General features: G+C 42.4%; 15 protein-coding genes. 2 read left to right on the plus strand and 13 right to left on the minus strand.

Annotation, left to right across the window (positions count from 1 at the left end; genetic code table 11):
- Positions 1-171 precede the first annotated feature (171 nt).
- The 11 genes from NYE65_RS01140 to NYE65_RS01190 all read right to left on the minus strand — a co-directional run bounded on the left by NYE65_RS01140 (position 172) and on the right by NYE65_RS01190 (position 10542).
- The gene (locus NYE65_RS01140) at positions 172-453 is read right to left on the minus strand and encodes a YokU family protein (protein WP_063575878.1); all 282 of its coding nucleotides are present in this window, start codon (positions 451-453) and stop codon (positions 172-174) included.
- A gap of 1 nt (position 454) precedes the next feature.
- Complete coding sequence (gene ablA, locus NYE65_RS01145; RefSeq protein WP_063575877.1) at positions 455-1858, minus strand: lysine 2,3-aminomutase; 1404 nt, start codon at positions 1856-1858, stop codon at positions 455-457.
- A 118-nt stretch (positions 1859-1976) separates the two neighbouring features.
- Positions 1977-3356: a sigma-54 interaction domain-containing protein gene (locus NYE65_RS01150; RefSeq protein WP_340859573.1), complete on the minus strand. Its 1380-nt coding sequence runs from the start codon at positions 3354-3356 to the stop codon at positions 1977-1979.
- An 82-nt stretch (positions 3357-3438) separates the two neighbouring features.
- On the minus strand, positions 3439-4287 hold the full coding sequence (gene ablB / locus NYE65_RS01155; RefSeq protein WP_340859574.1) for a putative beta-lysine N-acetyltransferase: 849 nt from the start codon (positions 4285-4287) through the stop codon (positions 3439-3441).
- Between the two features lie 77 nt (positions 4288-4364).
- Positions 4365-5636 carry a peptidase gene (locus NYE65_RS01160; protein WP_340859575.1) on the minus strand — a complete coding sequence of 424 codons (1272 nt, stop codon included), beginning with the start codon at positions 5634-5636 and terminating at the stop codon, positions 4365-4367.
- Positions 5637-5645: 9 nt separating this feature from the next.
- Positions 5646-6311 (minus strand): 3-oxoacid CoA-transferase subunit B, encoded by a 666-nt coding sequence (locus NYE65_RS01165; protein ID WP_098185832.1) that lies wholly within the window; start codon positions 6309-6311, stop codon positions 5646-5648.
- The gene (locus NYE65_RS01170; RefSeq protein ID WP_340862072.1) at positions 6278-6988 is read right to left on the minus strand and encodes a CoA transferase subunit A; all 711 of its coding nucleotides are present in this window, start codon (positions 6986-6988) and stop codon (positions 6278-6280) included. The genes NYE65_RS01165 and NYE65_RS01170 overlap by 34 nt, the downstream gene beginning before the upstream one ends.
- A 2-nt stretch (positions 6989-6990) precedes the next feature.
- On the minus strand, positions 6991-8355 hold the full coding sequence (locus tag NYE65_RS01175; protein WP_340859576.1) for an aspartate aminotransferase family protein: 1365 nt from the start codon (positions 8353-8355) through the stop codon (positions 6991-6993).
- 180 nt (positions 8356-8535) lie between these two features.
- Complete coding sequence (locus NYE65_RS01180) at positions 8536-8865, minus strand: hypothetical protein (RefSeq protein WP_034307530.1); 330 nt, start codon at positions 8863-8865, stop codon at positions 8536-8538.
- Positions 8866-9086: 221 nt separating this feature from the next.
- Positions 9087-10061 (minus strand): S66 peptidase family protein, encoded by a 975-nt coding sequence (locus NYE65_RS01185; protein WP_328176902.1) that lies wholly within the window; start codon positions 10059-10061, stop codon positions 9087-9089.
- Between the two features lie 307 nt (positions 10062-10368).
- The gene (locus NYE65_RS01190; protein ID WP_340859577.1) at positions 10369-10542 is read right to left on the minus strand and encodes a YjcZ family sporulation protein; all 174 of its coding nucleotides are present in this window, start codon (positions 10540-10542) and stop codon (positions 10369-10371) included.
- A 294-nt stretch (positions 10543-10836) separates the two neighbouring features.
- On the opposite strand from NYE65_RS01190, the gene NYE65_RS01195 reads away from it, so the two are divergent.
- Entirely contained in the window at positions 10837-11925 is a 1089-nt protein-coding gene (locus tag NYE65_RS01195; RefSeq protein WP_340859578.1) for a GDSL-type esterase/lipase family protein, read from the plus strand.
- A 51-nt stretch (positions 11926-11976) separates the two neighbouring features.
- Here the strand turns inward: NYE65_RS01195 and msrB are convergent, their stop codons facing one another.
- Together msrB and msrA are read right to left on the minus strand one after the other, a co-directional pair.
- Positions 11977-12405 (minus strand): peptide-methionine (R)-S-oxide reductase MsrB, encoded by a 429-nt coding sequence (gene msrB, locus NYE65_RS01200; protein ID WP_034307536.1) that lies wholly within the window; start codon positions 12403-12405, stop codon positions 11977-11979.
- Positions 12395-12937, minus strand: coding sequence for a peptide-methionine (S)-S-oxide reductase MsrA (gene msrA / locus NYE65_RS01205; protein ID WP_340859579.1), 543 nt, complete (start codon positions 12935-12937; stop codon positions 12395-12397). The genes msrB and msrA overlap by 11 nt, the downstream gene beginning before the upstream one ends.
- Positions 12938-13120: 183 nt before the next feature.
- On the opposite strand from msrA, the gene NYE65_RS01210 reads away from it, so the two are divergent.
- Positions 13121-13861: a DUF4397 domain-containing protein gene (locus NYE65_RS01210; protein WP_340859580.1), complete on the plus strand. Its 741-nt coding sequence runs from the start codon at positions 13121-13123 to the stop codon at positions 13859-13861.
- Positions 13862-13868: the final 7 nt, after the last annotated feature.

Genomic DNA, 13868 nt, shown 5'->3' on the forward strand with positions numbered 1-13868 from the left:
ATAATATATCTCAATATACCGCTTGCTTCCTTCAGAATTCCGCGTCACTACGGAAAGCAACCGCTAATAATGCCTTCACTGTTCGAGATGTGCACCCTATAGACCGCACCGCCGGGCGCACAGAAAAACCTCACCAAAAAAGTAAATGATGAGGCAACTTCTAATTATTTTTTATTTCCCAAAATCAAAATAATTCCGCTTTAACAACCGCTTCATCTTCAATAACTCGTCATACGTCGTCTGTTTCCCTAACTCTTTCGTATCAATTAAAAACAGCTGGTCTTCAATCTCTTTAGTCGTTTCATCACTCTGAAATAGCGCATGGCAATTATCACAATAGAACGATGGCGTTTCATCAATTTCAACCGCTCTCGATCCATCTGGCAACTCCCAAAACACTGTATCAGTTACCGATTGTAATGTTCCGACCTCACACCATGGACACGTCTCCATGCTATTCATCCCCCTTAGGAGTGCTCTTTTTTTGCTGTGCCTGGAATTTCTTTTCTTTTAACAAATCTCGCTTTTCACGTTTGTTCTTCAATGAAGCATGCTCTGGGTTGGTCACGTAATTTTCCCGTCGGTTCATTCGCTTCAGCCCTTCTGGCACTAAATTGAATTGCTTGTCGTTCATTAAACCAGATACACCTATATCTGACTGTTTTTCTTCCATATCAGGATATACCCTTTTGAAATAATCATCTGCAAGTCCTGGTGTATATTGCTCAGGTTCAGGATATGTGGTTATCACACCTTCAAAATTGCGCAGTACCGTTTTTGTTGGAGATTGTGAAAGGATATAATTCGGCTGCAGGGTGATTTTCCCTCCCCCTCCTGGAGCATCGACGACGAAGGTAGGCACTGCATACCCGGATGTATGGCCCCGGAGCCCTTCGATGATTTCAATTCCTTTTGAAATGGGTGCCCTGAAATGACCGATCCCTTCGGAGAGGTCGCACTGATAGATATAGTAAGGGCGGACACGGATCTTAACAAGATCATGCATCAGCTTTTTCATGATTGCGACACTGTCATTTATCCCCGCTAAAATAACTGCCTGGTTACCTACAGGTACACCCGCATCGGCAAGCATCTCACATGCTTTCTTTGACTCTTCGGTAATCTCTATCGAGGTATTGAAATGAGTATTCAGCCAAACCGGGTGATACTTTTTTAAAATGGCACATAAATTTTCAGTGATTCTTTGAGGAAAAACAACCGGTGCCCGTGTACCTATCCTGATTATTTCAACATGAGGAATTTCCCTTAAGTTTTTGAGGATATATTCAAGGATCGTGTCATTGATCAATAATCCGTCCCCGCCGGAAATAAGGACATCCCGAACTGCCGGTGTGTCACGTATATAACCAATTGCTGCGTCCAATTGTTTTTTTGGCACGCCCATGCCAATTTGGCCTGAAAAACGTCTTCGCGTACAATAACGGCAGTACATGGAACATTGATTCGTCACCAAAAAAAGAACGCGATCAGGATATCTATGGGTCAATCCCGGTACAGGGGAGTCCTCATCCTCATGCAGGGGGTCTTCCATGTCATATTTGGTTTTATGCATTTCTTCCGAGATTGGGACCGATTGCATCCTGATTGGACACCTTGGGTCATCTTTATTCATTAACGAAGCATAGTATGGGGTGATATTCAATGGAATGGTTTTTGTGGAAATCCTCACGCCTTCCTCTTCATCCGGAGTCAGGTTTATCACTTTTTTCAAATCATCAACTGTTCGGATCGTATTTGTAAGCTGCCACAGCCAGTTGTTCCATTGTTCTTCGGTTACATCTTTCCATAGCTCTATATCTTTCCAATTGCGATCTGGCTTATATAAGTCAAATAACATGGTTATACCTCCTGAGTTATGATAGTAGTATTAAATGCAAGAAGGATGCCAAAATGACCCAAAAATTCGAATGTCCATAAAAAAAACCGGATTGCAGGCTGCATCCGGATTTTTTCCATCAAATATGTTTTTTTATTTTATATTGCAAGGTCTGTCTTGGAATTTGCAATAGCTTCGATGCTTGGAAAACGTTACCGTTCGTTTGAAGAAGGGCCTCGGTAATCAATTTTGTTTCCATCTCAATCATGGCCTCACGAAGCGGAAGTATTTTTTCGGATGGGTTGCGCTTCTTTAAAAACTGGGGCAAATCTTCAAGATTCAAAACATCATTCTCCGTATGGTTCATCATGAATTCTATCGTATGTTTAAGTTCCCTTACATTTCCAGGCCAGTCATATTTCCTAAAAAAATCCTTTGTCTTCTCATCCATGCCTTTTATGGACAGTCCTAACTTACTGTTATATATTGATATGAAATGTTCAGAAAGAAGCTCGATATCATCAATCCGCTCCCTTAGCGGAGGCAGCTCGTAGCTCAATACGTTCAATCGGTAAAATAAATCCGGCCTTAGCTTATTTTCCGATACGGCCTTTTTCGGATCAATATTCATCGCTGCCATGATCCTGACATTCACCTGTACACTTTTTGTGCCACCTATCCTCCTGATGAACCCATCTTCAAGCACACGCAGAAGCTTTGCCTGCAAGTCAATCGGCATCGATTGCAATTCATCCAAAAACAAGGTTCCGCCGTTGGCCAATTCAAACAATCCCTGTCGCTCCACAGCACCAGTGTAGCTTCCTTTTGCCGTACCGAATAGAAGCGATTCCAATAAACTTTCTGGTAAGGCCGCACAATTTTGAGCGATGAAAGGTTCATTACTGCGGCTCGATTCCTGGTGGATGCTTTGAACAAAAAGCTCTTTTCCTACACCGCTTTCCCCATAAACCAATACCGATGAGGTGGAGCGGGCAGCCTTTTTACCTTGGGATATCAAACCTTTAAACCCCTTATCACTTGTCAGGATTTCAGTGAAAGAATACAATCCGCCGTTCCCAGTCGTTTTCCTTTGAGGACTTTTGATTGTCTTGAGCGAGCTTTCCAGATCAGCTAGCCTTTCCGATAATTGCTTCAAGCTTGAATAATCCTTTGCAATCTCGATTGCACCTATCATAAACCCATCTACATATATGGGTAGAGTAGTATTTAGCGTCTCAATGATACGCCCATGAGCATTTACATACGATTGACTATAGTTATAGATTGGTTTTTCAGATTTAATGACCCGGAGTAACGTCGATGATTTGTGATTCAAAGAAGGGAACGCTTCAAGCAACGGTTTCCCGAGCACTTCACTTCTTTTCATCCCATCATGATTGGCGGCCACTTCGTTATAAAAGATGGTCTGTCCTTTTGGATCTATCACATGAATGCCTTCATCAATGGTTTCTAATATCGCTTCCAACACTTCACTTGTATTAAAAAATTCACTAGGCAAGCTATCCCTCCTCAATACCTTCTTGCTAGATGTATATGAGGAAATGCCAAAAACTAGTCATGAACCGCCTAAAAATGAGCATTCAACTAAAGTTTTTCACCCAAAGATTCATATCTTCCAGTTTATCAAAGATATAACAATTATTGGCCAAACGTCCGCGGTATGAGTATCCATGCTGATGCAATGCAGCATTCATGCCGAACGAGAGCGATCGGGCAATCGAATAGATACAATAAATGCCGTGTGAAATAAGATAGTCTTCAAGCGCGGAAATCAAGTGTTTCATTAAGCCGTACTGCCGATGTTCCGGCAATGTCGCACAATCAGTGATTTCTGCATTATGGTAAAAGGAATTAATTTCTGCGGAAGCTGCACTGACGATCCTCTCTTCATGGACATAAATATAAAAAACCGTTCCCATTTCCATGCACTTTTTCACATATACCGGATCATTCATCGGTGTGGGATACACCTCGAAAACCTTCCCATACAGTTGGGCCAGCTGAAGTGCATCTGCCACTTCAGCTTTACGTCCTTGATAGGCTGACGGCGGTTCATCCAGTCCGGATTTAATCGGCAGCATATGAACATCGGTAAGGATTTGATCTTCCCTTTCCCATTCAGCACTGTTGCGCCTTTCATTCCGGTTATATTTAACAAGGAAGAAACAATCGCTTCCCAAAAAGAATTTATCGATGCTTCCTTCATACAGAAAGCCCTGAGCAAGCAATGCCATAACGTTTTCCTTGCGGGACTTGAAGATGATTTTTTCTGCTGATATGCTTTTAGCCACCTTCAAGGTTTCCTCCACGCATTCTTGAAAATGCCCTAGATAATCATCAACCCTGATTCGCTTATTAAAATGGTCGATCGTAATATGTATGGTGCACATTGGCTTTCGAATTCTTTTTTCGATGATTCCAGCCTCCATTTGTCCCGCTCCTTTCACATCTTCCAAAATTGTTGCGAAAGGCCTGACCCTTCCTGGATCAGACCTTGGAACAATGATTATTCCTGGTCCACCCCACACCATTCAATAATGGTCAATGCGATGATTTCCGCAACTTCCAACATTTTATCAACCTCTATATATTCGTTCGAATCATGGGCCATCTTCGTTTCCCCTGGTCCAAACACAACGACGGGGGTAGAACCAACTGATGAAAGATACCCTCCATCCGTCGCCCATGGTGAAGCTTCGACAAGCGGTTCTTCCCCGACCACTTTTTCATAGTATGTGCCAATTGTCTTCATGAGCGGGTGATTGATTTCGAGATTGCCAGGCAGCCATCTGGCCCCAAACCATTCTAATTCAATAGGTCTTTCTATGAACCATGCATCACTCTCGTTTAAAGCATCTATTCGCTCCTTCAGCGATTTTTGTGCCTCTTCCATGGTTTCTGTAGGGGCTATGCCGAATCTTCCTTCCAGGACGGCTGTATCCGGCACGGAGGAAGGCCAATTCCCGCTTTGAATGCTACCAATATTGATTGGAATGGGGATAGGGACATTTTTATAGAGTGAATGACGGAGTGACTCATTCCGTTCTTGTTCAAGCATCTTGATTTCTTTCATTACAACAACCGCTTTATCAATTGCACTGACTCCTTCATACCTAGTGCCTCCATGTGCAGACTTGCCTTTTATTCTCAGTCGAAACCACATCGATCCTTGCTGTAATGGGAATAGTTTCATATTTGTAGGTTCCGGAATGATTGCACCATCTGCTTTATACCCGCGTATGACTGCCGCAAGTGTGCCGGCACCACCGCTTTCCTCTTCAATCACACTCTGAAATATCAAATCCCCCTTCAATTGGATTCCAGATTCGACGATCGCTTCTATGGCCAGCAATAAAGATACATTGCCGCCTTTCATATCCGTCGTTCCCCGCCCGAAAACTTTCCCGTCCATCAACTTGCCGCTATAGGGTTCATCGTGCCATGCTGCATGATCACCTTCAGGAACTACATCAATATGTCCGTTTAAAATAAGGGATTTCCCCTTGCCTGTTCCTCTTTTAATGGCCACAAGGTTCGGATTTCCTTTAAAATCCCTGCGGTCGCAATAAAAATGGGGATGTTTTCTTAATTGTTCATCCCCGATTTCCCAAAGGTCTATTTCCAGACCAAGTTGTCTGCACTTTTCCACCACTATTGCTTGTGCACTTCCTTCTTGGCCCCTTTTGCTCGGTTCCTGAACCAGTTTTTGCAAAAGCTGAACCCCATTCATCCGATGTTCATTCAGCCATGTTCTTATTTTTTCCTCATACATATCCATTCTCCTCTCTCATTCTTTTAATTTGTGGATGTTTTCAGAGACGGTAAACAAGGCTTCGGTCCGATTCCTTATTTCCTCAATGCTGGACGTATCAAATACATCAGTTAATAGAAGGCCCTCCGAAGTTACGGAAAACACGCCTAATTCGGTGATGATCATATGTACGCATTTTTGGGCTGTTAACGGCAACGTACATGTTTTGACTAATTTAGACATGCCCGCTTTATCGTTATGTTCCATCAAGACAATGACCTTTTTTGCCTTTGCAGCCAGTTCCATTGCACCGCCCATGCCTGGCACCCGCTTTCCCGGAACAATCCAATTTGCGAGATCCCCCGCCTGACTTACTTGAAGGGCTCCTAGAATCGTGATATCCACCCTGCCGCGGCGTATCATTCCAAATGCAACAGTACTGTCACAGTAAGAAGCCCCGGCTCTAATGGTGATCGGCAATCCCCCAGCATTGCAAAGATGCGCATCTTCCTTCCCCGTTTCAGGAGTACTGCCAATTCCCACAAGGCCATTTTCTGCATGAAACATAACTTTATGATCATCCCAAAGATGATTCGGTACAAGTGATGGAATGCCAATTCCCAAATTGACCAGCATCCCATCGCTTATTTCTGCTGCTGCCCGTTTCGCTATTCTGTTTCTATCCCCTGTTCCCAAACCCATTTCCAATCGACTCCTTTTGATGGAATGATATAATCCACAAAGGCACCCGGTACAATGATGTTCTCTGGATCCAAAGTGCCCAACGGAACGATTTGCCTGACTTCGACTATAGTGATCTGTCCGGCCGCAGCAACGATTGGATTCGTATTCCTGGCACTTTTATCGAATAGAAGATTTCCATAAGGATCAGCCATTTCTGCGTAAACAATGGCGATATCTGCAGTTAATGCCGATTCCACCAGATAATTTTTCTTACCTAGCTTTACGGTTTGCTTGCCTTCCCGTACGATATCGGCTTCCATTCCAATATCGGTCAATATTCCGCCGAGTCCCATCCCTCCGGCCCGGATGCGTTCGACAAGTGTCCCTTGCGGACAGAACTCCACTTCGAGTTCACCATTGTTCATTAATAGTCCTGCATTGGGATTGGAACCGATATGGGAAACGATGACTTTTTTCGCTCGGCGCTGGGTGACCAGTTTTCCGATTCCGATTTCTGGGAAACCTGTATCGTTCCCAATCAAGGTTAAATCCTTAATACCTGATTCCAAAATCACATTGATCAATCCCGGAGGCGTCCCTATGCCACCGAATCCCCCAAATAGGATGGACTGTTTATCTTTAAAGTGATGGCGGACATCTTCCAAACGACAAATCTTCTGGAATGTATTTTCCACCACTATGACTCACTTCCTTGTTGTGATGATCGTTTACCTATCGATTCATTAAATTGCCCAAAGGTTATATCGACCCTCATTAACAATTCAGCACACTCCTCTTCCGATATCGTTAGCGGCGGGGAGATGATGAGTGCTGCCCCGGTTACACCGTCAAGGCCTGCAGCTGCGGGATAAAGAAGGATTCCGTTTCTCATTCCCAATTCAATGATTTCATTGGTCACATCTGCATCCTTCGGAAATGGGGCCTTCGTTGCTTTATCCAGGACAAATTCGATGCCAATCAATAAACCTCTCCCGCGTATATCACCGATAAAGGAATACCTCCCTGCCAACTTTTTCAGGCCCCTAATCAGGTAATTCCCCCTGTCGGCTGATTTTTCGACAAGTTCATTCCTTTCGACATAGTCTAAAACCGCCAAAGATACCGCACACGATAACGGATTTGCACTTAAAGTATGACCTCCTATAATTGACTTCGATCCTTTCATTATGGGTTCCATCACGTTTTTGGTCATTACTGCTGCCGCTATTGGGGTATACCCCCCACTCATACCTTTACCTAATGTCACGATATCAGGTTCCACATCCCAATATTCGGAAGCAAGCATCTTACCGGTACGTCCAAATCCGGTCATTACTTCATCCGCAATGAATAAAATATCATTCTCTTCGCAGATTTTCTTGAGTTTTTGAAAATAACCGTCAGGAGGAACAATGGCCCCTCCGGCTGCGCCGATAACAGGTTCTGCAATGAACGCCGCTATATTTTCACTGCCAATGCGCCGGATTGATGCTTCCAATTCCGAAGCACAGGCCATTCCGCAAGTATGTTGGTCAAGTTGAAGTGGACATCGGTAACAATATGGAGGAGATACAGAAGGATATGATTCAAGCAAAGGAGTAAAGCGTTCCCGGCGAATCGGATGTCCAGACATTGAAAGAGCTCCCATCGTGATGCCATGGTAGCTCATCCATCTCGATATGATTTTCTGTTTCTTTGGCTTCCCTTTTTCCTGCCAATGCTGAATGGCAATTTTCAATGCCGTTTCAGTCGCCTCGGAGCCGCTGTTTACAAAAAAGCTGTATGTCAGTTCCCCTTTGGTCAATTCTGCAATTTTTCCGGCGAGTTTCTCTGCAGCATCGCTGGTAAATTGGGAACGATACACAAACGAAACCTGTTTAGCCTGTTTTACCATCGCCTCAATGATTTCCTGGACTCCATGGCCAATATTGGCTGTAACGGCACCGGAAGAAGCATCGAGGTAATCCTTTCCATTTTTATCGTATAAAAACACTCCCTGACCATGACTGATAGTCGGGTAGGCTCCTCCCAGGACCGGTTTGATCAATGAAGACTGCTCCATAAGCCCACACACTCCTTCTCTTTAAAAACAAATGCCATATAATAAAGTGTATGTCCAGATGAAGGCAATCTTGCTAAGGAAATTGGCCTAAGCATGTATACGGATAATTTCTTGGTTTCATGGGTGATTTTCCAAAAATGGCGACAAAAAAAGTGTATCCGCGAGAGATACACTTTTTTCTTATAATACGCTATTTAGTTTTTCTTCACGAATGGATTCCAAAAAACTTTCATCCTTTAAAACAGCCAACACATTTTTATAAAAAGCCGTTTTATCGATATTTGAAGTATGTACATATTCATACTCTTTTAAAGACGGATGACGCAAAACATTTTTCATGCAGGAATGACAAACTTTTTTAGTTCCTAACTTATAGTAGTTCAAGTTACTTGCATCCCCGTTAGAAGTGTCTTCGTTACAAACGGAACATGTATGGCTCACACGGCCTTTTTTATTATACTCGGCCAAAGCCCCTTCTAAACGAATGGATGCTGGAATTGTTAATAACACATAATCACCTTTTCTATTTTAAATCTCTTAGTATTATATCAGAAAAATAAAGAATTTGAACTATTAGACTCATATTCCCTAATAATGCTTGTAAAATAGGACAATTTCCAGGGCTGACAAGAGGAAAGACTCCTAATATACACCATAATGCAAACCATATTCATAGATATCTCTAACAGATTAAAACATCGTCCATTTTTTGAACGGCGTCTTCAAACTGTTCATGGATGGATCTGGATCGTCGCTTTTCCGTTCTTCACCTTCATTACTGCTTTTGAACCAACCGGCACAGTTACAAAAGGATGAACATGACCAAAGTTGGCATTAGCGATCACGGGTATGCCACTTATCTCCTTTTTGGAGGCGATGATTTCCTGCAAAGCATATTCAGTCATTCCTGAATCCTTTTGGAAACGGCCGATGACGATTCCTTTAATCCCACTTGCACCTGGCTGATGGAGCAAGGATTGTAAATCCCGGTCAAAACTGAATGGATGGCTTTCTTCGTCATCTTCAATGAAAAGGATACTGTCCTTTAACGATGGCATGTACTCTGTTCCTTGTAATAGATTGAGTGTACAAAGATTTCCCCCAATGATTGTCCCGGCAGCTTCACCTTCCTGAATGACCATGTATCCAGCATTCGGGTGGAAAGTTCTGTCATCCTGTTCCAAATGCCAAGAATCATCACTCCACGTTTCACTTGGTTCAAGATAAAAGCCTTCACTTTCAATTACAGCCTTTTTAAAATATTCCATCGTATATTCCAGACCAGCCTTCATCCCGAACGTCGAGAAATGAGGACCTGAATATGTAGTTAAGCCTGTTTTATTATAAATGGCCAATAAAATGGCGGTTATATCACTATACCCCATCAACACTTTTGGATTTTCCTTAATCAAATCATAGTCGATATACCGTAACAATTGGTTAGCGTTATACCCCCCGATGCTTGTGAAAATCCCTTTAACATTCGGATCCCTGAACGCATCATGCAAATCCTCGATCCGGTCTTCGATCGAATTCGAGAAAAAGTCATCATGGAACAAAACCGTTTTACCATATGTCACTTTAAAACCAAGCTCAGTCAATCTTTCTTCTGCCAATCTGCGTTGTTCCCCTTTGACAATCGCCAAGCTTCTAGAAGGAGCAATTACGCGAATTTCATCCCCTGCTTGTAAACGGGAAGGTTTCATATCTTTATCCCCCTAAATTAATTACATTCTGTCGTTATTTTAGCAGAAATGGTTTACAAAGAAAACTAAGTCCTTTATCGTATGTCATTCACCGAGCTAGTTTCTTTGAATTCTCACGTCATTCCCGATGTACTGAAATCAGGATTTAATAAAGGAATGGCTATGTATCGCCTGTCCCATGTTTACCTGGATTTATCCATGACGATTCAGTCAACAACCATGGAATCAGAAAGGTCCACCGTCAAACCACCAATTTCCTTACATAAAGAAAAAACCAGCTTTATCAGCTGGTCTTTAGGTTATCGTATTAGCAGCAGAATGAAGCGCCGATGATAATCAATAGAATGAACAAGACAACGATTAATGCGAAGCCTGATCCAAATCCGCAGCAACCGCCGCCGCCGCCGTATCCACAGCCGCCGTATCCACCGCCACCATAACCAAATCCTGGTCCTGCAACATTTCCACCATATCCGTACATTAAGTTTCACTCCTTTTAGAATTCTTATTTCTCTTTACACCTTACCATATGTCGATACGCCCGCCTTGGTCTGTGCATTTGCCTATTTTTTTGGATTTAAGAAAAAACTTCAATCAACACCATCTTAAGCGTTATTCATTCAATGGCTGAAATCCCACGAGTAACCATGAAAATTGTCACAAATTTATTGTGTTACTTTAAAATTGGGATATAATAAGGAAAAAACAATTCTTAGCCTCTTTAAGCTATCTCATACCTACATGGATACATAAAAGGCAATACGGGGGAACATAATTGAAAACGAACGCAAAATCCTTCATCCCTTTCGCTGCAATCGCCACGATCCTTCTAATCAGCTATATCCTTCAAAAAGTTCCTAAAACATATGGATCAGATGATTCGATAAATGTTTATCAAAAATTCCAATCAGGCCAGCCCATTCAGTATCTCGTCATTGGTGACAGTATCGGAAGAGGATCGGGAGCTGAAAATCCTAATCGAACATGGTTCAAACAGCTAGAAAATAAGATGAATGATGCCAATGATATTCCGTTACACGGTGACTACGTGGTCCAAAGCGGATCAACTGCTTTTGAGGGCCTATTCAAGCTTTCCCAAAGTAGGAAGCATGATCATAAAGATCTGATTTTCTTCGTTTTTGGTGAAAATGACCGCAAATATATGAATGTCGATGATTTTACCATGACATATGAAGCGTTAATGAGAAAGGCAAAACGGCTCCACCCTAATGCTGAGTTATTCACAATAACAGAGAGTTCCTTGAAATATGAGGAATTTGCGTCAGCTATCGGCCTTTTATCCAAACATTATGGTGCTACAAATGTGGATATGCGGCCGATATTCAAAAATTCAGGATATACGGAAAAACAGCTGACCAAAGATTTGGTACATCCAAATGGGCTGGGGTATAAATTATATGCCGATGCCATTTATGAACGGTTCCTGGATAACATCAAACAAGAGAAGGCTATAGCGGGTCTTCCAACTAAGCTGCATGCCCGTTCCGGTTTTGTATTATCGGAAATTGACCACTATGAAAAAATGAGCGGTTTCCGGCCAATGGGCGGCTATTTCACTAGTAGTGAAAAGGGCAGTGTGATTCAATATACCTTCAAAGGGAGCATGCTTGGTGTGAAACTGCTTAGAAGTCCTGATGGCGGGGAAGTGAATGTCTGGATTGACGGAAATGAAATCACGACTTTGAATACATGGTGGCCATTTGCCCGTGAAAGATATTTATTTGTCACTAATGGACTTCGCCCCGGTTCACATACTGTCCGTTTTGAGGTGACTGGCAGGACTAAAGCAATGGACCTGACCGACATTCCATATGTCCGGATCGCGTCAATCATCACAGATTGAATATTACTCAATAAATAACCCCCTATCATAATCTGATAGGGGGTTTTCCAATCAATCAAAAAGCTTTTTATATTCCCCGTATCCCTCTTTTTCAAGATCTTGGAGCGGGATGAACCTTAATGATGCAGAATTGATGCAATAGCGTAATCCTGACGGTCCCGGCCCGTCATTGAAAACATGTCCCAGATGAGAATCGGCAGTTTTTGAGCGGACCTCGATCCTTCTCATACCATAACTCGTATCGAGGTTTTCCACCACTTCCTCTTCTTTAAGCGGTTTAGTGAAGCTTGGCCAACCGCAGCCTGAATCGAACTTTTCCTTTGAAGTGAAAAGAGGATTGCCTGAAACGATATCAACATATAATCCTTCCTCCTTCAAATTCCAATATTCATTGTTAAAGGCTGGTTCCGTTCCATTATTTTGCGTGACTTCATATTGAATCGGAGTGAGTTTCTTTTTTAATTCTTCTTTACTTTTCATTTTTTTCCCCCCAGTGATGTTGTATAAATGCTTTGCGTCCTGAGCCAATCGAATATCTTTCATAATGTTCAGGTTGCTTTTTATAGTAATGCTGGTGGTATGTCTCGGCTGGATAAAACGTTTTGGCAGGTATAATCGGGGTTACGATCGGTCCGGAAAACTTCCCGCTCGCCTGCAGCTTAGCTTTGGATGCTTCTGCAATTTCACGTTGGTTTTCGTCATGATAAAAAATGGCCGTTTGATAAGAAGTTCCCCGGTCATAAAATTGCCCGCCAGGATCTGTCGGATCAATTTGCTGCCAAAATAACTCAATTATCTTCTCATATGGATATACGTTTGGATCAAAGGTGATCTGAACAGCTTCATAATGTCCCGTGGTTTCAGAACAAACCTCTTTGTACGTGGGATTTTCCGTAGTCCCGCCTGTATAGCCCGAGATAACGGATTCGATACCGGGCTGTTCATCGAACGGTTTCACCATGCACCAGAAACATCCACCTGCGAATGTTGCTTTCTCTAATTGCTTTGTCAATGAAAATCCTCCTTTTTTACAAACCATCCATTGAATGCATTTTAACGTTTTTATATACCCCTGTAAAATAATATGCCGAGAGCCTTTTCACGAAAATGTTACCTTTCTTTTTAAAAAGGAGACACACGCCCAAGCATGATTACATATGTTAACAACATGATGGAAAAATGAGAGGTGTTGGAAATGAGCGATAAACAATCATATCCACAAAGATCGGAAACATATGATTTACTATCGTCTTATAAAAACAGCGATTCGGAATTTCATGATTATTATTACCATAAACATTTGAAAAGTCTCGAAAATTCAACATATAGAAATGAACAAATAACTGTCCTAATGCCTGCACAAGTCCGCTTCTTACATGCTGCCCCAACAGCTCACCCATTTGATGTTCATGTAAATGAAATGCGTATCCTCAAAAATTTCTCGTATAAAGAGTGCAATGGTTATTCACCACTGCCCCCTGGCAAGTACCAATTGGATATATACCGCAGTGGGCAAAACACCTCACCTCTATTAAGCTGTAAAGTGGCTCTCGAAATCGGAGCTTCCTATACCATTGCTCTAGCACCTACCGTGGCTAACGAATCGTTGAAAATTTTACCTTTCGAGGATAACCCATCTGTTCCTCCAAATGAAGCAAAGGTCCGATTCATCCAGCTTTCACATGATTTACCCTCGGTGGACATTGCGGTCAAAGGCGGAGATGTCGTCTTTGATCAACTCCATTTCAGGAAAGCAAGCGAATATCTCACTATTCATCCCATGATAGTTGACTTCGAAGTGAGGAAAGCTGGAACAAAAGAAATCGCACTCCCGTTGCCAAACAAAGCATTTCAAGAAAATACTTCCTCTACCATTTATATAATCGGTTCGAATCGGGAATCATCCTCACTAGAAACCCTAACGCTCTCCCCATAAATAAAAA

This window comes from Peribacillus sp. FSL R5-0717 (assembly GCF_038002945.1).
Lineage (GTDB): Bacteria > Bacillota > Bacilli > Bacillales > DSM-1321 > Peribacillus > Peribacillus frigoritolerans.